The organism is Paenibacillus allorhizoplanae (genome assembly GCF_927798215.1).
Classification (GTDB): Bacteria; Bacillota; Bacilli; order Paenibacillales; family NBRC-103111; genus Paenibacillus_E; species Paenibacillus_E allorhizoplanae.
In genome coordinates, this window is the sequence record NZ_CAKMMW010000006.1 from 166,850 (window position 1) to 192,392 (window position 25,543).

A 25,543-nucleotide genomic window follows, 5' to 3' on the forward strand; every position below is an offset into this window, starting at 1 on the left:
ATCATGAATAAACAGATTGGAATCATCATGTTGTTGCTGATGACGATCTTTATTGGTTTCGGAATTATCATTCCAGTGTTGCCAGAAGTCGTGACTGGAGCGGGAGCGAAGTTTCATAACGCTGTACTCTTGTCGGTGTACTCAGCAGCTTCCTTCTTGATGTCTCCCATTTGGGGAGGCTTATCGGATCGGATTGGTCGTAGACCGATTATTCTAATCGGACTTCTAGGCTTTAGTGTAAGTTTCTTGATTTTCGGATTCGCCAATGATCAGTTATGGATCATGTATGTATCCCGTATTCTAGGCGGCCTATTCTCAGGCGCAGCGACAGCTTGTGCTGTAGCATATGTAGCTGATATTACGACGGCAGAGAATCGCACCAAAGGCATGGGCATGGTTGGGATGTCGATTGGGCTAGGCTTTATCTTCGGACCAGCACTTGGCGGGATTGTTAGCAAATGGGGAACTTACACACCGTTCTTTGTAGCTGCTGCGCTTTCATTTGCTTCGTTCCTCTTTGCGGCTGCGATACTTAAAGAATCCTTGACATCGGATAAGCGCAGATCTTCGAAAGAAAAAGCGCCTTCGCGCTGGACAGCTTTCGATGGTGCTTCTAAGTATTTGTACGTATTGTCGTTCTTCGTGTCGTTCACGTTAGCAGGGCTTGAAGCAACGCTTCAGTATTATCAGATGGACAAAATCGGCGCCACGCCGTTTGACATCGGCATGATGTTCCTCGCGAGCGGCATCGTCGGTGCCTTGATCCAGGGCGGCGTTGTACGCCGCCTCGTGAAGCAAGGTGCCGAACAGTTCGTCATCGGCATCGGGTTATTGCTCTCAGCAGCTGGTTTCTTCCTGCTGCTGTACTCCAGCAGCGTCGTAACCGCTGCGATTTACTTATCGGTCTTCGGCGCAGGGAACGCGCTGATCAGACCGTGTGTGACGTCGCTGATTACGCAGCGTACGAAGGTTGGACAAGGCGTCGCGACAGGCCTCAGCTCCTCCATGGACAGCCTGGGCCGCATTGCAGGCCCGCTCCTTGGCGGAGCGGTGTTCGCGATCGCACATTCGCTGCCGTTCATCATCGGCGGCGTGCTTTGCCTAGCTGCGATCTTGCTGCTGCAGCGCTTCATTATGGTTGATCGCCAAGCTACCGCGCAACGCGCGGTTTAGCCGAACGTAGAAAAGCTGCACATCCACTTCTCCAGAAGGAGAGGGATGTGCAGCTTTTTGTTTATTTCCCATTTTATCGTGGAGATAGTCCGTACAAAATAAACTTAATCGTATAGTCGATTTCTTTCTCTTCATCCCACTCAGAATCTGGAACTAGAAGGAATCGTGTAATGAGAAAACCCATTATTGTGGAAACGATCAGCCGCATCGCTGTGGGTTCAGGGAGCTCTATGAGCTGTCCCTGCTTTTGGAAATGCCGAATCGCTTTATAAGCTTTCTCCAGCACCAGAACGGCCACTGTCTCTTTGAATTGTTCACGAAGCTCATTATGGAACGGGATTTCATGCATGAAAATTTTGATAATAGGAAAGTGCTTGCGAGCAAATTCTAAGCGATTCACGGTAATCGCGCGTAGGAATTGCTCGACATCAGGATAATCAGCTTCCAATACTTTCGTAAAATCTTTAACCGCAAATGGCGCAATGAGCTTAGACATCATCGGTGCTACGATCGAGAGGAGCAGCTCTTTTTTCGTTTTGTAATGACGAAAGATTGTGCCTTCAGCGACACCAGCTTTCTGGGCAATCTCGCTTGTCGAGGAGCCTGCAAAACCTTTCTCTGAGAAAATCTCCACAGCCGCTTGAACAATCTTAATCTGTTTATCGGTCATTTTCTCTTCTTCGTCATTCAGACGCAGCAGTTCAGTTAACCATGGCTCGATCTCGGACATTGCATTCACCTCTTTCTCAGTTCTAAACATCCATCCATTATATCTTACGATGCTTCTTTAATGCCACAATATTCAAGATCATAAAGACCAGAGTAAAGGATGCAAGCACAAGCACATCAAGCCAGATGCGATCCCAGCCGGCGCCGCGAATCATAATATTCCGCAGAGCATCCGCGCCATAATAGAGCGGCATCAAATGACCGATCCAGCGTAGGTATACAGACATCGTATCCAAGCTGAACAAGCCGGAGAAGAAGACCTGAGGCACAATGATGAGCGGAATGAACTGAATCATTTGGAACTCATTGTTTGCGAAGGCAGAAATCAGCGTTCCCAAAGAGAGCGCAGCCAGAGCCAACAACAGGGTAATCAGCAGCACATACCAGAAGGATCCTACCATCATCAGGCCGAGGACACTCGTAGCAAACCAAGCGATAAGTGTCGCTTGCAAGGTAGTGAAGATTCCAAAACCGAGGATGTAGCCCACTACGATCTCCCATCGACGTAATGGTGTGGCGAGCAATCGTTCCAAGGTTCCACCTGTACGTTCTCTCAAGAAGGACACACCTGACAATAGAAAGACGAAAAAGAAAACGAAAAATCCAATAAGTACCGGTCCGAAATTGTCAAAAGCGGCCATATCAGCTGCGCCATGTAAATACGTTATCGTTGGCGCAAGTACTGCTGCGGTGCCAGCCGGGGCAGAGCTCTGCAACGCCTTTTGTAGCAGGAAGAGAACAGCTTTGTTCTTGCTTGGATCACTGCCTTCCAGGGTTAGCTGCGGTGTAGTTCCATTCATGACGAGTACTGCGTCTAAGTGAACATTGTCAAGTTCCGTTTGCGCTTCTTCGTCCGAGTAAACGGTGACCTCCGCGTTCAAATCCTGCAGCTTCTGAATGAGCGGGGCAGGGACATTCACGGCGCCAAGCTTTGGCACGTAGGTGTTGCCATTGAAAACTAAGGACATCATGAACAAAATGAGCATAGGAGCTACCAGCATCATCATGAGTGTTCGTTTATCGTGGAAAAATTGGCGAAGGATGCGAATCACAATGGCCCGAATTCTCATGCTTTTACACCTCCATAAACTAAGAATGCTTCTTCAATCGTGGAGGAAGAGGTAGCGTGTTTTAATTCCTCTGGCGTGCCTATGGCGGTGAGACTTCCGTCTCGAATCATGCCGAGTTGATGGCATTTGTCTGCTTCATCCATAACATGTGTGGTCAAAAGAATGGTAGTACCGTTTAGACTCAGATTCGTCAGCTCCTGCCAGATCGATTTGCGTAAGACAGGGTCAATTCCTACGGTCGGTTCATCAAGAATAAGAATGCTTGGCTCATGGAGCAAGGAAATGGCAAGCGATAACCGTCGCTTCATCCCCCCTGAGTAGTTGCTGACTTGCTTCTTCAAATGATCGCTCAAATCCACGAGCTCCATGACAGCTTGAATGCGTTGCTTGCATTTGGTACCTTTGAGGCCATACAAGGCTGCGAAAAAAGCCAGGTTCTCCTGCGCCGTCAGCTCGGTATATAAGGCATCTGATTGCGCCATATAGCCGATATGGGAGAGCATAGCTAGCTGTGGCATCTTCTGGCCAAGTACCGTCACCTGACCGTTTGTGGGGGCATCAATGCCTGCAATCATGCGGACAAGTGTTGTTTTTCCCGAACCGGAAGGGCCTAGGAGTCCGAAAATCTGTGAACAGGGAACCGCAAGTGTAATGTCCTTCAGAACCTTTTTCTCACCAAATTGCTTGCTGACTCCTTGCACTTGAATCGCTGTGGTGGACGTCATGATCTGCACCTCTTTCCATTCATAATAAAGTGAGTAATCACTCATTTTTGTCGCTAAACTCATCATACGATAAATTTATGCACTTGAGAAGTGAGTAATCACTCATTTCATAAATAGGATATGGCTAATATGAAAAAGAGGCATTCCATAGAATGCCCCTCCTGTTGACGCCAATCGCTACTTTTTCGCTTTTGGTTCCATTTTGTGATCAACCCACTTCTCAATGGAAGGCGTTAATTGATCCTTAATCGATACCACTAGCTTGTCTTTGGAAATGCCTTTCGCTTGCGCAATTTCAGCCAAAGACTTACCTGCGTGCAGTTGTGCACGGAGTTCGTCTTTACTCATGCCAAGCGATTTTGCAAGCTTTTCAGTGTCGGGCTTTAAACCGAACTTATGCTTGCCATGCCCAGGATGGTGAGCTAGCAGGTTTTTCTCATTGAGAATGAACTTTAAATGCTCGCCGAGCTTTTGCTTCATGTGATCGCCTTGATCGGCAGTCAGCTTGCCATCTTTCACAGCGGTTTCAATCTTCGTCGTCCGAAGTTGTAGCAGCTTCGCAGTGAGATCGGCTTCCGAGATTCCTTTTTCGGCGGCGACTTCCACAATGCTTTTTCCGCTCTTCAGCGATTTGAAGAGAACTTCTTTGTCGACACCGATAACGGTGGCGGATTCTTCAATGATCGGCCATTTCCGCTTATGGTGTCCGCTATGTTCAGTCTCATCTGCCTGTTGCCATGTAAGGGTTGGCTGATCTTCAGAATCAGGGTTTTGTGCAACAGCAGTGAGGCTACCACCCAAGATACAGGTGAGTACGATGGAGCTGATGAGCAGCTTCCTTATGTTTGTTGTTTCCAATGGATTCGAGGCCTCCTTTCCTGATTATTGGGAATTACAGGATTTAGTCTGCGCAGGTAAGCCTCGTTTTAGTTGAAAGTAACCTTAATTTAACATAAATTTTTCATGAAATTAGAGCGATGGTGTGTTGACAGCAAGTTTGTACAAAGGAATAAGCTTCTCAAAGGTTTGTTCGATTAACTGCTCCAATTCAGCAGGGTTTGTTAATACAGGGTCATCGAAACGTAGGTTTCGACCGATGAGCAGCTCTGCTTTTTTGACATCACGGAAGCGAATTAAGGCTTCGTTCCAGCCTGTAGTGTCGAGTTGAGACACGGGAATTGTATCTTTTTTCATATGATCAAAGGAAAGTAGGAAATCTGTTGGAATTTCGGCTTGAATCTGCTTTACATTGTTCATATAAGTCGTAGCGATATTGCCTTTGTTCGGCAGCTCATAAATGAGTGCAAGCCAGATGAAAACGCGGTCATCGAAAAGTCCGACCTGGAAGTGAGGTACTTGCTTGTAGCCTCGTTTGTTAGGACAGATTGCCATCCAGGTGTCGACAGGCGGATTGATCTTACGTCGTAAGTGTTTTGCAATATGGAGGAACATTTCGGTTCCCGATTGTACAGATAGTTCGGTTGCCAATACGTCGCCAAGGGCTTTAAATTTAGGTTGAATTCGCTCGCGAATGGCGGCCATACGTCCGTCTAATCCCTCAATGGCGAAGGTATCGAAATCGTGTTGTGTAAATCCTGTAAAACTCATTATGGAAGGTCCTCATTTCACATGCATGTTTTTCAACTATTCTAAAGCAATTTCGCGCAACTCGCAATGAATCTAGCGCATTGTTTGGGTAGCTAGTATAGGTCAATAGACGGATATTGTCGAAATAAGGAGGTAAATTAAGGTAGTTGTCGAATGAGTTAAGTTAACAAGCGAGGAAAGTACAGGAGGAATTGGAATGAAGAAGTTGCCAAAATGGTCGAAAGTTGCAATCGTCGGAACGCTGATGGGAACATGCTTTGGGGCAGGCGTATATGCACAAGATGTACTTCAACGTGTCGATGCGTATCTCAGGAGTGATTATAAGGTTGTCGTAAATGGCCAAGCTGTTCAATTAGCGAATCCGCCATTAATTTATAATAATTCTAGTTATTTGCCCGTTAAAGAGTTGGCTAGTCATTTAGGCGCTGTAGTGAATTGGCAGGAAAGTACGAAAACGATTTATGTAGTCCCGCGTGTGAATCCGAATCAGCCAGCTGAGGGGAATGAATCGAATTATACGGAGATTATCCTGCAATATCCCTTCGCGCAATATATGGATTACCAGGGAGCAACTTACCCAGTCTTATTAAATAACACAGATCAAACGTATTATCGGCTAAGTGATATTGAACGAATGGGAATCCGAACGGATGGTTTACGCAAAGCAAAAGAGAAATTTACGGGTCAAGTGTACGTCAGTGAAACTGAATTGAAAAATGTCTGGGGGAACCAGCCCCCGCAAATGTCATATTCCAGGTATGAGTCATTTGTCGTGTCAGGTGAGACAGATTCGCTTAAATTAAAGGCATTGAAGACTTATGTTGAGTCTTACCGTTATTTTGTTGTAGATAAGGTAAGTTACTCCTGGAATCCAGTCATTATTGATAAACTGCCGGAAGAAAACACTTATTATTACTTGCTGAATAATAACGGACATTTCTTCAAAACAACGATCAAGTTAACGCCTTTTACCAATTATAGCAATGAAATTTCTGATTACTTAGTGGCTAGTACTTCGGTAGAAGACATCGAGGCGGGTAAAGTCGTGAATTAGTTTCTCATCCTCGTTGCTTCTTCAGATAGAATATGGCAATTTGCGTACGATCTCGAAGATTCAATTTACTTAAAATTTCAGTTACATAGTTCTTCACCGTACCTTCGCTCAGGAATAGCTCCTGGGCGATTTCTTTATTTGAAAGGCCATCGGAGATTTTAGCAATGATAGTTTGCTCATTAGCTGTCAAGCCATATCCATCAAATGGATGGGCGGGTGCATCAGTTTTGGAGGGACTAACTTGAATGAAACTGGTTAGTTTCTTAGCAATATCAGGATGAATAAGCAAATTCCCTTGCTTCACTGTCTTAACGCCTTGAATAATATGATCTGGGGAAATATTTTTTAATAAATAACCGCTAGCGCCGTTTCGTAGTGCTTGAATGATGTACGCATCATCATCAAAGGTAGTCAGAATCAGTATCGCGATTTCCGGGTAGGCTTCCTTGATTTGTTTAGTTCCTTGAACACCATCACAGAGAGGCATACGGATATCCATGAGGACTACATCTACTTGTGTGCCATTTTGAATAAAAGCGAGAGCTTCGTTCCCATTCGTACAAGTTCCAACAACAGTGATTTCAGGATCAAGTCCAATAATTAATTGTAAGCTTTCACGAATAAACGGATCGTCGTCGGTTATGAGTACATGAATCATCAACAATCCCCCCTTTAATTAGCTTCATTATGTCGAAAAGCTGGCAGTATGGTGGTTACGGTAAAATGTTGCTCATTCGAAATAAGAAGTTGCCCGCCAATTACTTTAATTCGTTCTTCCATACCAGATAAACCAAGTCCTTTAACCGTAGGCTCCATCTGACGTGTGCCATTATTGGAGACTTGCATGGTCACTTGATTGGCTGCGTATTGCAGCGTGATCTGAACGTATGTAGCAGCGCCATGCCGAATCGCATTAGAGATCGCTTCTTGCGCATTTCGGTAAAGAATGTATTCAAGGCTAGGATACAATTCATAAGGCATTCCCTGAATATCGAGTTCAATGTCGATAGCGTTCTCTCGAGTTAGCTCATCAATTAACTTAGCCAAGGAATAACTTTGCAGCGAATACTTGTTCGGCTTCAATCGACGTACAGTCGAACGAAGGAGTTCCATACTCTCACCGAGTTGATCGCGAACAGAACGTAACATCTCGGTACCTTTACTTGGTTGTGAGGGAAGGATGGTAAGTGAGGCCTCCATCATCATTTTGATTCGGATAAGCTTATGTCCTAAATCGTCATGCAAATCATGTGAGATGCGGTTACGTTCTTCCGTTTGGGCAATGTTCTCGACTTTTCGGGCATAATCCATTAATTGAAGACGGGCCTCGTCCAAGGCATAATGCTGCTTTCGGAGTTGATCATAGAGCAGCTCAACATCATCTTTATTTTTTTTCATGCGCTGAAGCTGGAAAAAGAGGATGGCGATTGTGCAAAACATGACATTCGCAACGATGAAATACATAGATGATTGATTTTGCAAGGAAAAATTAAGAACCAGAAGCTGTAACAGGATTGCACCAACTTGCTGCTGCCGATTCAGCTTGGGTACGTATGTCAGAAGGGTTGAGAAGAACGAAAGAAACCAAACTCCTTCGAAGTGATAACTCATCCAGCCTGTACAGCCGATTTCAAGGAGGAGCATCCAGTTCGTGTTCGGGAAGCGTGTTCGCCTGATTTCGGTCAGGCCAATAAATAAGAGTACGAATAGGGCATAGGTGTCATTGGATATGTAGGTTACCAAATACATGGAAGCGATCGCAGGTACAAGTAGGAGAAGATAGCGTATAAGTAAGAGTTGGTTTATCAATCCAGATTCGCATCCTTTATCTTAGTAAAGAAAGTATAGCATACGACTTTTCGTTGGATAACACTTTTCTTTGCAAAAATAAAGTGACTTTTGTCACTTTGTAAAATGACTTCTTCTACCTGTCGACTTGCTCACAAAAGCGTACAATTACGGTAATAAGTGCAGTGAAGAAAGGAAGAGATCTATGAGCTTTGTTCAATTGAAGGATGTAGTTAAGAAATATGACAATCGTATTTCTGTCGATCATTTGAATCTGACGATTCGAGAAGGTGAAGTGTTTGGCTTGTTAGGCCCTAATGGAGCGGGCAAAAGCACAACGATTAAAATGCTAAGCGGATTACTGAAAATCGACCAAGGTGACATTCTGGTAGGTGGCAAATCTGTTGCTAAATACCCAATGGAAGTCAAACGTAATTTGGGGCTCGTGCCCCAAGATTTAGCGATATATGAAAACTTAACAGCTCAGGAGAACGTCACTTTTTTCGCTAAATTATATGGGTTGAGAGGAAAGTTGCTTAAGGAGCGAGTGGAGGAATCTTTAGCCTTTGTGGGACTTCTAGATCGTGCGAGTGATAAACCTAGTTCATTTTCAGGTGGCATGAAACGAAGACTTAATATTGCATGTGCCATCATGCATCAACCGAAGCTCATTATTATGGATGAACCAACGGTTGGGATCGACCCTCAATCACGTAATCATATTTTAGATTCTGTAAGAGAATTAAATCGAATGGGATCGACGATTCTATACACATCGCACTATATGGAAGAAGTGTCGGCCATTTCGACGAGAGTCGGTATCATGGATCATGGTCATCTTATCGCTTGCGGAACACAGGAAGAGCTCCGTAATCAAGTTTCCCAAGACAATAAAATTGTGCTTCAAATTACGAACCTCACGGATCAAGCGGTTAAAGAGTTGAGGGAGTATCCGTTGATAAAACAGTTAAATGCTAATGACCAAACACTGGAACTGATCGTAAGTGCGTCGCAAAGTTATTTGCAAGATATCCTCTTCATTTTGTCTAAACATCAGGTTAAAATACAATCGCTCACGCAGGTGGAGCCTGATCTAGAAGCTTTGTTCCTGTCTTTGACCGGAAGAACCTTGAGAGATTAGGGGGAGATTCACATGCCAATTTGGACGATTGCTAAATATGAGATCATAAGGAAACTGCGGACCCGCTATGTGCTGTTGATTCAATTTCTGATGCCCCTACTGCTCATTTTTATTTTGGGATCAGCTCTTTCAGGCGTGTTTAAGGTCGAGGATAAAGTATTAAATTCAGTGAAGGTTGATATTCTTCAATCGGATTCTGGAGCTTTGCGGGAAGGTTTTCAAAGTTTCTTGGCGTCTCAAGAGACCCTAAAGCACCTGCAAACACATGTGATATCAACACGCGAGGAAGCGATACAACGGTTGAAGGATGGAGAATCTGAATTTGCAGTCATCATCCCGGTCAATTTCAGCGCTCAAGTACAGGCGGGAAAAGCAGCCCAGTGGGAGATGATAGTGGGACATGATTATTTAAAAAATCTCACAGCTCAAATGGTGTTTCGTACCTATTTCGATAAAGTTAATCAGATACAAGCTATCCAGATTACATCTCGTACGTCGTCTTTGGAGCCTCTAAAGCAGGTCGAAGACGTATCTTCACAACGTGCTGATGCAAACCCTACGATGGTACATGTAGGCCAATTAGCTGCTTCAAATAGCAACTACACGGCCATGCAATATTATGCGGCGTCGATTCTCGTTATGTTTTTATTATATTCGGGCATGATCACTGCTTTTAGCTTACAGAATGAAAAGGTGAATCACACGTTATCTCGTTTGAATGGCATGCCTATTCATGAGTATCAAATTTTACTCGGCAAAATTATTGGGAATATGTTCCTTTCTATTGGTCAGGTTGCAGTTATCATCGGTGCCACCAAGTTATTCTATGGTGTGGATTGGGGTTCTCAGTATCTAACACTCTTTCTTATTTGTTTATGTATGATTCTAGCTTCGATGAGTTTGGCCATCGTCGTCATGCTCCTCTTCCAATCAGATAGTACGATCGCGGTGACTTTTCAAACGGGCATTATGATCATGACATTCTTAAGTGGGGGCTTTACACCACTTCCTGATGGATTCCTTAAGCAAGTAGGTTCATACACGTTAAACTATTGGGGGATGCAAAGTATGTTTCAACTCATGCTGGGGAGAGAAACGACAATCGTAGCGCATCACTTATTGATTTTAGGTTGCATGGCCATTGGCTTGTCACTAATCGCATTTCTTGTTTACCGTAAAGGGGGATATCATGAATAGTCTGGCGATCGCTCTAAATATGCTGCGCCGTTCCCTTTTTCAACGAAAAGGATTTCTCATGTATTTGGTTATTCCGGCTGCCGCGGTTTCACTCATTATTACTGTTCTTGGTAAACAAAGTGAGAATCGAGCAGACATCGCTTATCTTAATTTGGATCAAGGTGCATTAGGCACACAGGTCGTACAAGAGTTAAGTGCATTACCTGATTATCGATTGACACTGGCTGCATCTGAAGCCGAATTGAAAAACGATGTTATTAAACAGAAGATAACGGGTGCCTTCATCCTTCCTGCAGATTTAAGTGAAAAGTTAATAGCAGGAGGAACTTTGCCGCATCTTGACATGTATCAACTCAATTCGAATGAATCCACGATTACTTTCAAAATAAGTCTGGAAGGAATTCTTTCTAGATATCAAGATACGATTGCCTTATACAGGAAACAAAGTCTAACAGAGACTGATTTGAGAGAGATCACCTTGCAAACCATTTCTCAAATTCAAAAGTACCAAGTTAGTCCTGAAATAACGGATTTACATCTTTATACGAATCCTAACATGCATATCGTGATTGGATTAATGTTGATTTTTATGATGGGCTTAATGAACAATACAGTGTCTCTCGTTATGGAAGATCGAAGACTTCGTACATTAGCAAGAACGTACACGGCGCCAGTACGCGCTTTTGAAATTGTAGCAGGAAATTTCTTGGGCAGTTTTGTTGTAGGTACACTTCAAGTGCTGGTTATCCTTTTCATTACTAGATACGTGGCTGGATATGAGTACGGTCTCCCATTCGCATCTCATTTTGTCATTTTAGAATTTTTCTTGTTAGCAAGCATGGGAATTGCCAGTGCTGTAGCGAGTATAGTGAAAAATGCGACCAATATGAACGTGATAAACGCTCTTGTTGTTACGCCAACCTGCATGTTAGGCGGATGTTTCTGGCCGATTAGTCTCATGCCGGAATGGATGCAAAAGCTCGCAAACTTTGTCCCGCAAAAGTGGGCGCTCGATGCTATCGAGCGTATGTCTGCAGGTGAACCATTGTCTCAGCTTTGGATGAATATGGGGGTATTGGCTTTATTCGGTCTTATCCTACTGAGTATTGGCTCAGCAATCCTCAATCCGGCGGAGACTGAAGCGGGTTAAATAAACTCAAAGGGCAGCACCTGAATTACGGGGCTGCCCTTTATCAATTGTGAAGTATTAGATTACAAAAGCGCTAGTGATAATAACCAACAAGATGAAAAGAACCAAAATTGCTGCAGAAGATCCATAACCACCGCCACAGCCAACTCCACCAACACCTGCTACGCCATAACCCATTTCATTCACCCTCTCTGTTTAAGTCTTGTTCATTGACTTTCGACATAGCATATGGAGCAATGGGGGAGATGGAATGGGCTATACCAGACTTCTGTTATGATTGTGCTGGTGTCCCTAGTCATATGCGGATTTTGTTTAAATTTATGGTATAATGATCGAATGGACAAGGAAGGGAGAATGATTGGAGAATGACAGCGAATGAAATTGCAGAGTGGATGCTGAATGAACTGAAATCGGCAGGGATTTTGTATCAAAAGGATGCCGTTGACTATATTGTTAAGAATTTTGGGGAATCTTATATTTATGTGAATGACAATGGGAATCAAGCCATTTCCAAAGAGGTTAAGAAAATCTTCAAGAAATTGCATGGCGGTAGAGCTGCATGGGAACGTGATGGATTTTTCTGGGGCTGGCATTAATCATAGGTTGGCGTGAACATGGGCTGTAGCTGATGGCAAACAGGCATCGGCTTTTTTGTGCGCTTTCTTTTAAAAAAATATCCATAATCCAAGTTGCTAAAACATAGAATTCATAATAAGATAACTGTAAGAACACAAGTTGTCTGAATATTTAAATAAATGGTTTGCGCCAATTATGGAGGGGATTGCCGTGAGTAAGAGTCATGAAGTGGAGTATTGCAACCTAGAGTTACGATTTGATCGCCGGCTAATCCGGAACTTCATTAAAGCCCTCATCCAAGAAGGATATTCGCTCTACTGGAACGAAAGTGAACTTCAGTTTATCATTTCTATTCGCACTGGACGAAAGCTGATTAAGCTGAAATTCGAACGGATTGGCGAGAAGTATAAGATTGTTGGCAATTATTCATTCAAAGATGAGAAGCTTGCTGAAATGATGGAGAAGCTGATCGGAGATACTCGCGGTCATGCCGTTGTAAAAAGATTTAAGGATCGGCAAATTCTCATTGAGAATATTATGTTCGGGGAAATCATCCGCATGGTGGAGATTAGCGGAATTGAACATAAGGTGCTGTATCAGAAGGAGCCTGCTGTGACCGTAGAAGAAGTCATGCAAGCACTAAGATCGAAGAGGACAGATGAACGCATCCCTATTTTGCGCATGGAGCTTGATTATGAATTAGCTACGCTGCAAGATGCACTCTCATCCGGGGATACCAAAGCTGCGATGGAAAGTAAAGTTAAATTAATCGAATTGAGACAAGAAATGCTTCTATTGGAGATGTGAGAATGAATAGTGTGCTGGGATGAAAGAGAGCCTGTATGAACGTATACGGGACTCTCTTTTGTGTGTTTATAGGGCGAGAAGAATGAAACATATACAGGAATGAAGCTTTCGATTATAATTGCTTCAATAAAATTAAAGCGCTTATACTTTTTAGGGTGAATTACAGGAGTTGAAGCCATGAAAGTCAGTATTTTTGATGTTGCGAAGAAAAGTGGACTTTCTGTGGTCACCGTCTCCCGCGTAATCAATCAAGCAGGTACGGTGCGGGAGGGAAATCGGCAAAAGGTGCTGCAAGCCATGAAGGAGCTGGACTATCAGCCGAACGCAGCTGCTCGCAGTTTAGCTAGAGGTAAGACAGGCATCATTGGTGTTGCGATTTCGACACTCAATGATTCATTCTTCGATGCCGTTGTGAAAGAAATGGATGATCGTCTAGCAGAACGGGGCTATTTTCTTGCTTTATCAGTCTCGACCGACGTGTTCAAATCCTTTGAGAATTCTTTATTTCAAGAAGATCGCGTAGATGGGTTAGTCGTCTTGTCTCCCACAAATGAATTTGCTTATGTAACGGAATTGGAAAAGAAGAAAATCCCTTTTGTGCTGATTGATAACCAGTATTGTCATGAATCGGTTTCGTCCGTCATTGTGGATAATTTCATCGGTGGCTATGAAGCTACCAAACATCTAATTGATCTCGGGCATCAAACAATTGCTCATATTCGTGGGCCAGAGCCTTTCTTGAGCAGTGCTGAACGTGAGCGTGGATATATTCATGCGATGCTGGAGGCAGGTTTGACTGAACTGTGGATTGAACAAGGCGAATTTAGCGTATCTTCTGGCTACGATATTGCAGACGGTTGGATACGTAACGTGAAGGTACCCACTGCTGTATTAGCAGCAGATGATTTCATTGCAATCGGCTTGATGGATGCATTTAAAACCGTAGGTTACCAGATTCCCAAAGATATTTCGATCGTAGGATTCGACGATCAAGTATTCGCTTCTGAATTTCGTCCGCATTTAACAACTGTGCGTCAACCTGCAGGCGAGCTAGGGCGTTGCGCTGTCGATGAATTAATACGAAAGATCAATGGTGTGGCAGACGCAGACACATATCACACGATAAAGTTGCTGCCTGAGCTAGTGGTGAGACAATCGACTGCAAAGAGATTTCATAAATAAATGGTTTTGGACTCCCTGAGAAGGGAGTTTTTTGGTCTCCCGAAAAGACTATTGTTAACGTGTGCATAGATGTGATATGCTTCTGTTAGAGGTGAATGTATGAGCGCAACTATTAAGGATATTGCGAAGCTCGCGGGTGTTTCCCACACGACAGTTTCCAGAGCGTTGAACAACAGTCCGCTCATCCAAGAGGAGACGAAGGAGCGCATTCGCATCATCGCTGAACAGCTGGATTACACGCCGAATTATAATGCGAAAAGTTTAGTGCTGGATCGTTCGTATAACTTGGGGCTATTCTTTACCACACTAAGCAATGGAACTTCCGCTGGTTTCTTCTACGAAGCCATACGAGGGGTTAACTCCGTGATTCGAGATCGCTACCAATTGATTGTCAAAGGTATTGATGATTACACTAGCTTTCATTCCATCACCAAGAAGAGCTTTGACGGCATTATTATTGTTAGCCAAAGTGACGATGATGGGCCGATCATTGAGCATATTGCGAACAAAGGGATTCCGCTCGTCGTATTGAATCGGCCAGTGGACACCGCCGGTGTTCTGAATGTCCTCTCTGATGAGGAGCAAGGTGCTTTTCACGCAGGAGCTTACCTTGTGAATCAGGGTCATAAGAAAATCGCCTTAATCGAGGGGCGCAAGGGTTTTAAATCTGCGCAGAATCGCAAGGCTGGCTTCGAACGAGCTATGGAGCATTATGGGATTTCCATTCCTGCTGCGTTCCGCATGCCGGGATTGTACGATTTGGAAAGCGGTCATCAAGCGATGCAGCAATTTTTGAGCCTCGAAGAGAGACCGACAGCGGTTTTTTGCTGCAATGATGAGATGGCACTGGGAGCCATTAAAGCTGTTTTTGAAGCAGGTTTACATGTTCCTAAAGATATCTCCGTGGTTGGTTTTGATGATACGGTATTCGCGGCATATGTGACACCTGCCTTAACGACCGTGCGCAGACCGATCGAACAAATTAGCAAAGAAGGCGCACTGCGTCTCTTAGGTAATATAGAGAATAAATTGCATACAACAGAGCAAGTTTTATTGCGAACCGAATTAATTGTTCGTGAATCTGTGCAATTATTACAAGTATAAGAAAGTGGGGAAAGTCGATGAGTATTCTAAGAGAATTGTTAAATGACATTCCGATTCCGCAAATGGTCAAAATTCGTCAGAAGTTTGATCGTTCGATTCTGGAAAATCCTTTGCAGGAACTTGCCGATAAGCTCGAAAGCAGTGGCGTAATGCCGAGTATCCTTCCTGGCCAGCAAGTTGCAGTGGCTGTAGGAAGCAGAGGGATTGCCAATATTGCGGGCTTCACGAAAACAACCTTGGATGCCATCAAGGCACGAGGTGCACATCCTTTTATCGTACCGTGTATGGGAAGCCATGGCGGGGCGACTGCGGATGGTCAGACTGAGGTGCTCCAGCACTTTGGCATTACAGAAGAAACGATGGGAGCACCGATTCGTTCTTCCATGGACGTGGTCAAAATCGATCAACTGCCGAATGGTTTGCCGGTCTATGTAGATCGTATTGCCTCAGAAGCAGATGCCATTGTCGTTATTAACCGTGTAAAGCCGCACACTGCTTTCCGCGGACGCATTGAGAGCGGCATCATGAAGATGATTGCGATTGGTCTAGGTAAGCAAAAAGGGGCTGAAGCGTGTCATCAGCTTGGCTTTAAATATATGGCAGAGAATGTTCCTGCTATGGCGAATTTGATGATTGAGAAGCTGCCAATCGTCTTTGGCGTAGCCCTCGTAGAGAATGCATACGATGAGACTTGTCAGGTTGAGGTTCTTCCAGCCGCTGAGATTGAAGCGCGTGAGGAAGTTCTATTGGTAGAAGCGAAATCACGTTTACCAAAAATTTTATTCGATGAAATCGACGTCCTTGTGATTGATTACATCGGTAAAAATATTAGCGGTGACGGCATGGATCCTAACGTAACAGGGCGTTATCCTACCCCGTATGCACATGGCGGACCCGAAGTGTCGAAGATGGTTGTTCTTGATTTGACTCACGAAACCAAAGGGAATGCGAATGGCGTAGGTACAGCGGATTTCACTACCCAACGTCTAGTTGATAAGACAAATTTAGAATTCACGTATGCTAATGGGTTAACTTCTACGGTTTGTGCACCTACGAAAATCGCGACAACTTTAGAAAATGATTTCTATGCGATCAAAGCAGCAGTGAAGACTTGTAATATTTTAGATTACACGACCTGTAAGCTTGTTCGTATCCAAGATACACTTCACTTAGGTGAAATTGAAATTTCGGTGAACCTCCTTGAAGCTGCTCGTCAGCATCCGGACATTGAAATTTTATCGGAGCCATTTGAACTAACATTCGATGCAGAGGGGAATATTTGCAAATGACGCAAAGTCAGAAGCCCTATATCATAGCTGCTGATATTGGAACAACGAGTACCAAAACACTGGTCATTGATCGGGATGGACAGGTACTTGCCTCCCATTCCATCGAATATCCGCTATTCACGCCTGCAGCTGATCGTGCCGAGCAGGATCCAGATCAAATCTTTGATGCTGTGGTGCAGGGGATTGGCGCCGTTGTTCGCAAGCAAGGCATTTCGCCTGAACAGGTGCTTTGCGTGTCCTTCAGCTCAGCGATGCACAGCATAATCGCCGTAGATGAGTACAATAAGCCATTAACACAATGTATTACATGGGCAGACAATCGTGCCGCGAAATATGCGGAGGATTTGAAGCAGAATGGACTTGGTCAACAGATTTATGCGAGAACAGGCACACCGATTCATCCCATGTCACCACTTTTGAAATTGAAGTGGTTCGGGGAGCATGAACCAGCGCTTGTTCGAAATACCCATAAATTTATAGGGATTAAAGAGTATGTGTTCGCCAAACTGTTTAATCAGTATCTGATCGATCATTCCTTGGCGAGTGCGACAGGATTATTCAATCTTGAGCAATTGGATTGGGATGCAGGTGCGCTTGATTATGCAGGGGTAACACCTCAGCAGCTTTCAGCACTTGTACCTACGACGCATCGTGTAGAGGGTATGAGCTCTGCTTATGCTGCTGCGATGGGCTTGTCCACGGAAACGCCATTTATTGTCGGCGCTTCCGATGGTGTACTTGCCAACCTTGGCGTAGGCGCCTTCGAGCCCGGCGTTGTCGCGGTTACGATTGGTACGAGCGGCGCAGTTCGCAGCGTCGTGAACAAACCGCAAACCGACCCCGAAGGGAAATTGTTCTGTTATGCATTGGCAGAAGGGTTCTGGGTCGTTGGTGGGCCGATTAACAACGGAGGTATTGTTTTCCGATGGGTAAGGGACCAGATCGCGACAGCAGAAGCTGAGGAAGCACGCCGCTTGGGCATGGATCCTTACGATCACTTGACGGCTCTTGCTGCTGAAGTGGGAGCAGGCTCCGAAGGTTTGCTTTTCTTGCCGCTGTTATCCGGCGAACGTGCACCTTATTGGAATGCTAACGCACGTGGTGTTTATTTCGGTTTATCGCTTAGTCATCAGAAGAAGCACATGATCCGTGCCGCTTTGGAAGGTGTCATGTTCTCCATTCAAGCCGTTGCCACCTCGTTGGAACGGATGATGGGACCTGCAACCGTCATTCGAGCATCAGGAGGCTTCGCTCGCTCAGAGTTCTGGCGTCAGATGATGACCGATATGCTCGGTACGGCCGTTACCGTTCCAGACTCCATTGAGAGCTCAGGAATTGGCGCAGCTTTGCTTGGTTTACTCGCAATGGGTGAGATTGAAGACTTATCGCATGCACATAAATGGATCGGGGTAGGAAAGGCTCACGAGGTGAATGAAAACGATTATCGCGTATATCAACAATTGACATCTATTTATACGAGCGTATATCATCAGTTAAAAGATCAATTCGACGCAATCACCGCTTTTCAAAGTCAGCACCTACGGAGTCCTCAATCATAATTCAATTTAGACAAAGCACTATTATTCGAGAGGATGACGACAATGAACTTATTCGATCTTTCTGGGAAAACAGCAGTAATTATTGGCGGTAATAGTACACTTGGTGGCTCAATGGCTTTAGCCCTTGCTGGACATGGTGCAAAAGTAGCTATCGTGGGGCGTAATCAAGAGAAAAGCGAGCAGGTTCAAGAGAGTATTGCTGCGATTGGCGGCGAAGCGAAGACTTTCCAAGCGGATGCAACCAAACGTGAAGATTTAGAGCAAGTACTTCAAGATGTTATCGCTTGGTCAGGCAGCGCGGATATTCTTATGAATTGTCCAGGTAAAAATAGTGCGACTCCTTTCTTTGACATTTCCATGGAAGAATGGGATTCTATTATGGAGGTAAATTTGAAAAGCGTCGTGCTAGCTTGCCAAGTGTTCGGGAAATACATGGTTGAACGAGGCGAAGGCGGAAGCATTATTAATATTTCATCCGTTTCCTCGGATCCACCACTTTCTCGTGTGTTCACTTACTCCGCTTCTAAAGCAGCTGTGAATAATATCACACAAAACCTAGCCCGTGAGTTCGCTCCGAGCCGTGTACGTGTGAACGCGATTATTCCAGGCTTTTTCCCAGCAGAGCAGAATCGTAAGATTTTGTCACCTGAGCGGATCGAATCCATTATGCGTCATACGCCAATGAATCGATTTGGCGAAGCTGCAGAGCTTCAAGGTGCTGCGGTGTACCTGGCTTCAGAGAAAGCTTCAAGCTTTGTAACAGGAACAGTTTTGAGAGTAGACGGCGGTTTTGGCGCGATGACGATTTAAACTATTTATATATCGGAAGGGTGTATGAGAGACATGTCTAAGCAACAAATAGGTGTTGTAGGTTTAGCGGTAATGGGGAAAAACTTAGCATTAAACATTGAAAGCAGAGGCTTTACGGTATCTGTATTCAACCGTTCTGCTGAGAAAACGAAGGAGCTTCTTAATGAAGCACCGGGCAAACAACTTGTAGGTACATATTCAGTTGAAGAATTCGTTCAATCCCTTGAAGTGCCGCGCAAAATTTTAATCATGGTCAAAGCAGGCGGACCTACAGATGATACAATCAACCAATTGCTTCCGCATTTGGATAAAGGCGATATTTTGATCGATGGCGGAAATGCTTTCTTCCCAGATACTCAACGTCGTAACAAAGAGCTCGAAGCCCACGGAATTCGTTTCGTTGGAACAGGTGTTTCCGGCGGTGAAGAAGGCGCGCTTAAAGGACCTTCGATCATGCCAGGAGGCCAAGAAGACGCGTATAAATTGGTAGAGCCTATCCTAACAGCAATCTCTGCAAAAGTTGGCGAAGATGCTTGTTGTACGTATATCGGGCCAGACGGCGCGGGTCACTATGTAAAAATGGTGCACAACGGTATTGAGTACGGAGATATGCAATTGATTTGTGAAGCCTACCAGTTGCTGAAAGATGTCCTTAACGTAAGCACAGAAGAGCTTCATGAGATCTTCACGGAGTGGAACAACGGGGAGCTGGACAGCTACTTGATCGAAATCACGCGTGATATTTTCACGAAATATGACGCTGAAACAGGCAAACCAATGGTTGACGTGATTTTGGATTCCGCAGGACAAAAGGGAACAGGAAAATGGACCAGTCAAAGTGCTCTGGACCTTGGCGTGCCGCTTTCTATCATCACGGAATCCGTATTCTCCCGATTCATTTCTGCCATGAAGGAAGAACGCGTAGCAGCAAGCAAAGTACTCAAAGGACCTGATGCTCCAGCATTCACAGGGGATCGCAAAGCGTTTATTGAGGCTGTTCGTCAAGCTCTTTACGCAAGCAAAATTTGTTCTTATGCGCAAGGTTTCGCTCAAATGAGAGCAGCTTCCGAAGAATACAAATGGGATTTGAAATACGGCAGCATCGCAATGATCTTCCGTGGCGGTTGTATTATCCGCGCTCGTTTCCTTCAAAATATCAAGGATGCGTATGATCGCAATCCTGAATTGAAAAACTTGTTGCTTGATTCTTACTTCACAGACGTAGTTCATAACTACCAAGGTTCATGGAGACAAGTGGTTGCAGAAGCGGTTGCTCGTGGTATCGCAGTTCCTTCTTTCGCATCCGCACTTGCTTACTATGACAGCTACCGTACAGAAAGATTGCCAGCTAACTTGTTACAAGCACAACGTGATTACTTCGGTGCTCATACGTTCCAACGTGTAGACAAAGAAGGATCCTTCCACTTCAACTGGATGGGTAACGAGTAGTTATTTCTCATCTTGTAAGCCGTACGCCGCTTCTCGCAGCCACATCTTCAGTCGATCAGCTTCTTGATCGAAGCCGTTGCGTTTGTGGATGAGCATGAGAGATATCTCAGCAAAATAACGGAAATTTCTTAATAATCGTGGTTGAGTTAGACCTTGCATCATCGGGTCTTCTTCAGCCACTTTTTTCTTAATAAACTCTAATATCCAGACGACATCCTCTTTGCATAGTGTATAGCTTGGGTGCAAAATTTGCTCCAGTTTGCGTTGTGTGCGGTTCGTCAAGGCGGTAGTTTGGTTTTGCTGCATCACAGTTGGGTTCAAAGCTCCATCTCTCCTTATCGGCGTGGTCTCTCTAAAATCTTAACTGTTTGTGCTAGAATTTATTCACACTACTATATGATTTTTTAATGGATTGTATTCATGCTGTAAGGGCTATGGTATGATGTTGGGAAAGTTTGTATGACTAGCATATGGGAAAAGGGGATTTGTGTGACAGTCAGAAATATTGTACTTGTTGGATTTATGGGAACAGGGAAATCAACCGTAGGCAAGAAGCTTGCCGAGCGTTTAGGATGGAGTTTTTGTGATTCTGACGCCGTGTTAGAAGAAGTTCAACAGACAAGCATTCCTGAATTATTTCGGGATCATGGAGAAGCACACTTTCGCGCTCTGGAAACCGAGACGTTGGCACGTATATTAGATAGCGAGGGACAAGTTGTTGCGACGGGCGGCGGTGCGGTACTTGCAGAATCTAATCGAATTTGCATGTTGCAGCATGGCTTTGTTGTTGCGTTGAACGCAACGGCAGAAACGATTATCCAAAGAGTGAGTGCGGATACGAATCGGCCTTTGCTGCAAGGTAATTTGGAAGAACGTGTTCATACGTTAATGGAACAAAGAAAACATGCCTATGATTTCGCTCATACGTCTATTGATACGACGGACTTAAGCGAGGATGAAATTGCAGATCGCATCATTCAGCAAGCGGTGCGCCATTAAGGAGAAGATAAGCTCTTCAGCTTAATCTTCCCACTCCAGCATGCCGCCGGTCATGTTCTTAAGACCTTTATAACCGTTGGCTTCTAGATAGCCTAGTGCGCGTCCGCTTCGATTTCCACTGCGACATACTAAAATGACTTCGTCGACTTGTGGGATCTCGCTAAGCCGCTCTGGCAATTGGCCTAATGGAATATGTATTGCGCCTTGAATCATGCCTTCAGCTACTTCCTCATCTTCGCGAACGTCAATAAGTGTTAACTGCTCTCCTTGTGCGAGTCTTGCTTTGATCTCGGATGGTAGAATCGTGTCCATGATACGCCTCCATGTTTGTATTTTCAGAAGAAAGCTTCTTACTTAGTATGATAGAAATATAACGACGTGATGTCAAACGAAGTGTTTCTTTAAAATATAGAATTTATATGTTGCACACGATAAACTGGCTATATTTCTAGATAAACGCTCCCGTCCAAGAAGGACGGCGGAGCCGTTTATTTCGTCTAGCTTTTCCTTGATACAGCTGCTAGGGGAGAAGGTTCCCAAGTTAGATTTCGTATGGTACACTGTCAATAAATCTTAGGATCTCTATCATCCTGCTGATGATTGGTTTCTTGGCATTCATTCTGCTGGATATACATATAAACTATTTGCGAAGGAGTTAACAAACGACATGAAAGCCATCGTTAAACCAACCTCCCATCTTGAAGGGGAAATTAATGCTTTATCCTCCAAAAACTACACTACACGCTACTTGCTAATCGGTGCGCTAGCTAATGGGACAAGCACAATCTATTACCCAGCTCATAGTGAAGATAGTGATGCTATGAGACGATGTGTACGTGATCTTGGCGCTATTATAGAAGAAGATGATGAGAAAATTGTAATCACAGGCTTCGGCAAGAACCCTAAACATGTGTCTGAATTGAATGTGGGTAACGCTGGCGCTGTTCTCCGCTTTTTGATGTCTACGGCTGCTTTCTGTCCGGAAGTGACATTTGTTAATACGTATCCGGAATCATTGGGTAAACGTCCTCATGATGATTTAATCGATACTTTGCAACAAATGGGCGTAGAAGTACAACATAATAACGGTCGTCTGCCGATAACAATTAAAGGGGGACAACCCCGCGGCGGCAAAATTACCGTTTCGGGTAATGTGAGTTCCCAGTTCCTGAGTTCTTTATTGTTTATGACGCCATTATTGGAAGAAGACAGTGAAATTGAAGTTCTGCATGATTTGAAGTCCAAAATTATTGTAGGGCAAACGCTTGAAGTATTAGCGCAGGCTGGCATCGTCGTTCATGCAAGTGAAGATTTAATGCACTACCGTATTCCAGGTGGACAATCCTATGAAGCTAAAGAATATGTCATCCAAGGCGACTATCCGGGTTCAGCAGCTATTCTAGCTGCCGCTGCGGTTACGAATTCGGATGTGCGTGTACTTCGTCTGGAAGAGAACAGCAAGCAAGGTGAGAAGGCATGTGTGGATGTTCTGAAGGCAATGGGCGTAGATCTTACGCACGACAATGGTGTTGTACATGTTCGTGGCAATCAGCATCTAGTTGCTGGAGAATTCGATGGTGACCATTTTACGGATGCTGTTCTTGCGATGGTTGCTGCTGCTGTATTTGCTGAAGGGACTTCGCGCTTCTACAATGTTGAGAACCTACGGTATAAAGAGTGTGATCGTATCACAGATTATTTGAATGAGCTTCGCAAGGCTGGAGCTGATGTAGAAGAGCGTCAGAGTGAAATTATTGTTCATGGTAAACCACAAGGGGTTGAAGGTGGCGTAGAAATCAACGCGCATTTCGATCATCGGGTCATCATGGCATTAACTGTAGTTGGTCTACGCTCTGAGAAGGGTTTAACGATTCGGGATGCCCACCACGTGGCGAAGTCGTATCCACAATATTTCGACCACTTGCGCTCCATTGGCGCACAGGTTGAGCTAGTGAGCGAGTCCTAGAATCTCAATTACATTGAATGGGTGAGTCAGCATGAGGATTATTTGGCAAGGATTGAAAGTGACGTTTGGATTGTTTCTCGTAGCAGGCCTTACATTTGCGAGCAGCGTATTTGCTGTATTGCTTTATGCGAAGGCCACAGGGAAAGAACCAGCTTTATTCGCTTCTGGTCCAGTAGTCTTAGCAGTTGATAAACCCGCCGCTGCGTTGAAGGCCACCGTGAAGCCGACACCGTCGCCTGCGCCTGCACAAGTCAAATCAGCGATGTTGGATGTCCCCATCGTACAACAACTGCCCGAGCTGCCTGCTGGCTGTGAGATCACAAGCCTCACGATGCTGCTGAAATACTATGGTGTAAACAAAACAAAGCTGGAATTAGTCGCCGAAATGCCTACAGACATGACACCAGCAACATTGGATGCGGGCGGCAACATCGCTTACTGGGGCAATCCGAACTCCGGTTTCGTTGGGGACGTAACACGTAAGAAAAGAGGCTTTGGCATCTATTCCGCAGGATTGTTTCCGCTTATGAAAGACTATATCCCTCAAGCGATTAATATAACAGGGGAAGCTTTTGAATTGTATGAGCAGCAAGTGGCGCATGGGATCCCAGTTATCGTCTGGACGACAATCGACTACAATCTACCGTACAAATGGGTAACGTGGGATACGCCAATCGGTCCTCTAAAGACAACGTATTCGGAACATGCTGTTGTCCTTGTAGGATTTGACGAAACGAATGTTTACTTAAATGACCCATTGAGTGGCAAAAAGCAAGTGAAAGTGAGTAAAGCACAGTTCGTTGAAACTTGGGAAGCAATGGGGAAACAAGGTCTAACCTACTTGAATAAATAGGAGAGAGATCCACATGACATTTGAGAATCCGTCTAGGGAACATATCAAAGAATTGCTTGCCAATGCAGGAAATATCGCTGTAGTAGGTTTATCCGATAAACCAGATCGCACATCTTATATGGTATCAGCCGCTATGCAAAGCAGAGGATACCGGATTATTCCTGTTAATCCAAATGCGGATCAAATTCTAGGTGAGAAATGCTACCCATCGTTATCGGACATTCCTGAGCCTGTTGATATCGTGAATGTATTTCGTCGTGCTGATCAGGTTGTTCCAGTGGCTGAAGAGTCAGTTAAGATTGGGGCGAAAGTTTTCTGGTTGCAGCTAGATATCGTGAATGAAGAAGCAGGACGTATTGCTAGTGAAGCTGGCTTAGAAGTTATCATGGATCGCTGCATTAAAGTGGAAGATGCGATACTGAACCCGCGTAACAATTAATTCATGTTCGCGTAAGAAGTAAGTTTCAAACCCAAAAACCGCTAGTCGATCTCCTTTACAGGGGAGCGCTTAGCGGTTTTCTCATACGTAGGAACTAGGCTTTCAACACATCGTGATCAACGTAACGAGCACCGTTAAGTTCACTAATCACATTGATAGCGACTTTGGCTCCATCACCAGCAGTGATAATCGTATGCATGCTGACACCAGCCGTCGTACCTGCTGCCCATACACCTTTGAGACTTGTATTTCCTTGTGCATCACAGTCAACAATAGATTTAATTCTTGGCTCAGTACCTTCTTTTGTCGCGATTCCAGCAGCTTCAGCAAGTTCAACGGATAAACCAGTTGCTAGAATAACGTGCTTACCTATATATGTATCATTTTCTGTGGTGATCTCAAAACCATCTTCATTCTTTACAAGCTGAGTCGCTTTGCCATGTACGAATTCAGTTCCGAATTTAGCGGCTTGTTTCTTGCCGATTTCAACTAAATCGGGCCCGCCAATCGCTTCAACACCATAGTGATTCTCGATCCATGCACGCTTCGTAACACTTTGCTCATTGTCGATGACGAGCGTTTTCTTGCCTGCTTTTGAAGTGAAAAGCGCAGCGCTTGCGCCGGTAGGACCTGCACCAATAATAATAACATCATAAGACATAAGCGTATTTCCTCCTTGAATCATGAATTTGGGGTACAAGTAAAGTATGACAGCTTTTAGGGGACTTAGTCAACTTTTGCGTTTACTATGTAGAATAACCTTGATGGTACACGCGATCTGCTTATTTTTTTTTGACAAAAGCACGAACAAGCTTTACGATTTGATAAGAGAATCTTATGATTATGGAAGATACGCTTCGAAATTGCTAAGGTAA

The 25,543-nt window shown here is 44.5% G+C and carries 28 protein-coding genes; 17 read left to right on the forward strand and 11 right to left on the reverse strand.

Annotation, left to right across the window (positions count from 1 at the left end; genetic code table 11):
* Positions 1-3: 3 nt before the first annotated feature.
* Complete coding sequence (locus L6I86_RS12975) at positions 4-1,173, forward strand: MFS transporter (protein ID WP_236287640.1); 1,170 nt, start codon at positions 4-6, stop codon at positions 1,171-1,173.
* A gap of 73 nt (positions 1,174-1,246) precedes the next feature.
* On the opposite strand, the gene L6I86_RS12980 is transcribed toward L6I86_RS12975, so the two are convergent.
* The 5 genes from L6I86_RS12980 to L6I86_RS13000 form a co-directional block, all read right to left on the reverse strand.
* A complete protein-coding gene (locus tag L6I86_RS12980) occupies positions 1,247-1,903 on the reverse strand; it encodes a TetR/AcrR family transcriptional regulator (protein WP_236287642.1) in 657 nt (218 codons plus the stop codon).
* A 37-nt stretch (positions 1,904-1,940) separates the two neighbouring features.
* Positions 1,941-2,972, reverse strand: a complete 1,032-nt coding sequence (locus tag L6I86_RS12985; RefSeq protein WP_236287644.1) for an ABC transporter permease — start codon at positions 2,970-2,972, stop codon at positions 1,941-1,943.
* A complete protein-coding gene (locus L6I86_RS12990) occupies positions 2,969-3,697 on the reverse strand; it encodes an ABC transporter ATP-binding protein (protein WP_236287809.1) in 729 nt (242 codons plus the stop codon). Before L6I86_RS12990 ends, L6I86_RS12985 begins: the two co-directional genes overlap by 4 nt.
* A gap of 177 nt (positions 3,698-3,874) precedes the next feature.
* Complete coding sequence (locus tag L6I86_RS12995; protein WP_236287646.1) at positions 3,875-4,555, reverse strand: hypothetical protein; 681 nt, start codon at positions 4,553-4,555, stop codon at positions 3,875-3,877.
* 111 nt (positions 4,556-4,666) lie between these two features.
* Positions 4,667-5,305, reverse strand: a complete 639-nt coding sequence (locus L6I86_RS13000) for a DUF1054 domain-containing protein (protein ID WP_236287648.1) — start codon at positions 5,303-5,305, stop codon at positions 4,667-4,669.
* A 196-nt stretch (positions 5,306-5,501) separates the two neighbouring features.
* Between L6I86_RS13000 and L6I86_RS13005 the strand changes: the two genes are divergently transcribed.
* Positions 5,502-6,359 carry a stalk domain-containing protein gene (locus tag L6I86_RS13005; RefSeq protein ID WP_236287650.1) on the forward strand — a complete coding sequence of 286 codons (858 nt, stop codon included), beginning with the start codon at positions 5,502-5,504 and terminating at the stop codon, positions 6,357-6,359.
* A gap of 4 nt (positions 6,360-6,363) precedes the next feature.
* Here the strand turns inward: L6I86_RS13005 and L6I86_RS13010 are convergent, their stop codons facing one another.
* Together L6I86_RS13010 and L6I86_RS13015 are read right to left on the reverse strand one after the other, a co-directional pair.
* The gene (locus L6I86_RS13010; RefSeq protein ID WP_236287652.1) at positions 6,364-7,017 is read right to left on the reverse strand and encodes a response regulator transcription factor; all 654 of its coding nucleotides are present in this window, start codon (positions 7,015-7,017) and stop codon (positions 6,364-6,366) included.
* A gap of 14 nt (positions 7,018-7,031) precedes the next feature.
* A complete protein-coding gene (locus L6I86_RS13015) occupies positions 7,032-8,168 on the reverse strand; it encodes a sensor histidine kinase (RefSeq protein WP_236287654.1) in 1,137 nt (378 codons plus the stop codon).
* 184 nt (positions 8,169-8,352) lie between these two features.
* Between L6I86_RS13015 and L6I86_RS13020 the strand changes: the two genes are divergently transcribed.
* Genes L6I86_RS13020 through L6I86_RS13030 form a run of 3 tightly spaced genes read left to right on the forward strand, consistent with a single transcriptional unit; the run spans position 8,353 to position 11,635 of the window.
* Entirely contained in the window at positions 8,353-9,288 is a 936-nt protein-coding gene (locus L6I86_RS13020; protein ID WP_236287656.1) for an ABC transporter ATP-binding protein, read from the forward strand.
* Positions 9,289-9,300: 12 nt separating this feature from the next.
* The gene (locus L6I86_RS13025; protein ID WP_236287658.1) at positions 9,301-10,485 is read left to right on the forward strand and encodes an ABC transporter permease; all 1,185 of its coding nucleotides are present in this window, start codon (positions 9,301-9,303) and stop codon (positions 10,483-10,485) included.
* Positions 10,478-11,635: an ABC transporter permease gene (locus L6I86_RS13030; RefSeq protein ID WP_236287660.1), complete on the forward strand. Its 1,158-nt coding sequence runs from the start codon at positions 10,478-10,480 to the stop codon at positions 11,633-11,635. Before L6I86_RS13025 ends, L6I86_RS13030 begins: the two co-directional genes overlap by 8 nt.
* 57 nt (positions 11,636-11,692) lie before the next feature.
* On the opposite strand, the gene L6I86_RS13035 is transcribed toward L6I86_RS13030, so the two are convergent.
* On the reverse strand, positions 11,693-11,812 hold the full coding sequence (locus L6I86_RS13035; RefSeq protein WP_082595333.1) for a YjcZ family sporulation protein: 120 nt from the start codon (positions 11,810-11,812) through the stop codon (positions 11,693-11,695).
* Between the two features lie 188 nt (positions 11,813-12,000).
* Here L6I86_RS13035 and L6I86_RS13040 point away from each other — a divergent pair, with 188 nt between their 5' ends.
* From L6I86_RS13040 to gndA, 8 genes are all read left to right on the forward strand, one after another.
* On the forward strand, positions 12,001-12,231 hold the full coding sequence (locus tag L6I86_RS13040; RefSeq protein ID WP_056612515.1) for a DUF6953 family protein: 231 nt from the start codon (positions 12,001-12,003) through the stop codon (positions 12,229-12,231).
* Between the two features lie 190 nt (positions 12,232-12,421).
* Positions 12,422-13,018, forward strand: coding sequence for a hypothetical protein (locus tag L6I86_RS13045; protein ID WP_056612513.1), 597 nt, complete (start codon positions 12,422-12,424; stop codon positions 13,016-13,018).
* Between the two features lie 177 nt (positions 13,019-13,195).
* Complete coding sequence (locus L6I86_RS13050; protein WP_236287662.1) at positions 13,196-14,200, forward strand: LacI family DNA-binding transcriptional regulator; 1,005 nt, start codon at positions 13,196-13,198, stop codon at positions 14,198-14,200.
* A gap of 99 nt (positions 14,201-14,299) precedes the next feature.
* Positions 14,300-15,304, forward strand: a complete 1,005-nt coding sequence (locus L6I86_RS13055) for a LacI family DNA-binding transcriptional regulator (protein ID WP_236287664.1) — start codon at positions 14,300-14,302, stop codon at positions 15,302-15,304.
* A gap of 17 nt (positions 15,305-15,321) precedes the next feature.
* Positions 15,322-16,593, forward strand: coding sequence for a nickel pincer cofactor-dependent isomerase, group 22 (locus tag L6I86_RS13060; protein WP_236287666.1), 1,272 nt, complete (start codon positions 15,322-15,324; stop codon positions 16,591-16,593).
* On the forward strand, positions 16,590-18,152 hold the full coding sequence (gene gntK, locus L6I86_RS13065) for a gluconokinase (protein WP_236287668.1): 1,563 nt from the start codon (positions 16,590-16,592) through the stop codon (positions 18,150-18,152). The genes L6I86_RS13060 and gntK overlap by 4 nt, the downstream gene beginning before the upstream one ends.
* 42 nt (positions 18,153-18,194) lie before the next feature.
* Positions 18,195-18,962 carry an SDR family oxidoreductase gene (locus L6I86_RS13070; protein ID WP_236287811.1) on the forward strand — a complete coding sequence of 256 codons (768 nt, stop codon included), beginning with the start codon at positions 18,195-18,197 and terminating at the stop codon, positions 18,960-18,962.
* A gap of 33 nt (positions 18,963-18,995) precedes the next feature.
* The gene (gene gndA / locus L6I86_RS13075) at positions 18,996-20,411 is read left to right on the forward strand and encodes an NADP-dependent phosphogluconate dehydrogenase (RefSeq protein ID WP_236287670.1); all 1,416 of its coding nucleotides are present in this window, start codon (positions 18,996-18,998) and stop codon (positions 20,409-20,411) included.
* Here gndA and L6I86_RS13080 read toward each other — a convergent pair whose 3' ends face one another.
* Complete coding sequence (locus L6I86_RS13080) at positions 20,412-20,732, reverse strand: hypothetical protein (RefSeq protein ID WP_420851883.1); 321 nt, start codon at positions 20,730-20,732, stop codon at positions 20,412-20,414.
* A 168-nt stretch (positions 20,733-20,900) separates the two neighbouring features.
* On the opposite strand from L6I86_RS13080, the gene L6I86_RS13085 reads away from it, so the two are divergent.
* Positions 20,901-21,410, forward strand: a complete 510-nt coding sequence (locus L6I86_RS13085; protein WP_236287672.1) for a shikimate kinase — start codon at positions 20,901-20,903, stop codon at positions 21,408-21,410.
* A 21-nt stretch (positions 21,411-21,431) separates the two neighbouring features.
* Here L6I86_RS13085 and L6I86_RS13090 read toward each other — a convergent pair whose 3' ends face one another.
* Complete coding sequence (locus tag L6I86_RS13090) at positions 21,432-21,722, reverse strand: rhodanese-like domain-containing protein (protein ID WP_056612497.1); 291 nt, start codon at positions 21,720-21,722, stop codon at positions 21,432-21,434.
* A gap of 355 nt (positions 21,723-22,077) precedes the next feature.
* On the opposite strand from L6I86_RS13090, the gene aroA reads away from it, so the two are divergent.
* The 3 genes from aroA to L6I86_RS13105 are packed head-to-tail and all read left to right on the forward strand — an operon-like array spanning position 22,078 to position 24,668.
* The gene (gene aroA, locus L6I86_RS13095; RefSeq protein ID WP_236287674.1) at positions 22,078-23,376 is read left to right on the forward strand and encodes a 3-phosphoshikimate 1-carboxyvinyltransferase; all 1,299 of its coding nucleotides are present in this window, start codon (positions 22,078-22,080) and stop codon (positions 23,374-23,376) included.
* Between the two features lie 31 nt (positions 23,377-23,407).
* On the forward strand, positions 23,408-24,229 hold the full coding sequence (locus L6I86_RS13100; RefSeq protein ID WP_236287676.1) for a C39 family peptidase: 822 nt from the start codon (positions 23,408-23,410) through the stop codon (positions 24,227-24,229).
* Between the two features lie 13 nt (positions 24,230-24,242).
* On the forward strand, positions 24,243-24,668 hold the full coding sequence (locus L6I86_RS13105; protein ID WP_236287677.1) for a CoA-binding protein: 426 nt from the start codon (positions 24,243-24,245) through the stop codon (positions 24,666-24,668).
* A gap of 94 nt (positions 24,669-24,762) precedes the next feature.
* Here the strand turns inward: L6I86_RS13105 and L6I86_RS13110 are convergent, their stop codons facing one another.
* Positions 24,763-25,329 carry an NAD(P)/FAD-dependent oxidoreductase gene (locus L6I86_RS13110; RefSeq protein ID WP_236287680.1) on the reverse strand — a complete coding sequence of 189 codons (567 nt, stop codon included), beginning with the start codon at positions 25,327-25,329 and terminating at the stop codon, positions 24,763-24,765.
* Positions 25,330-25,543 lie beyond the last annotated feature (214 nt).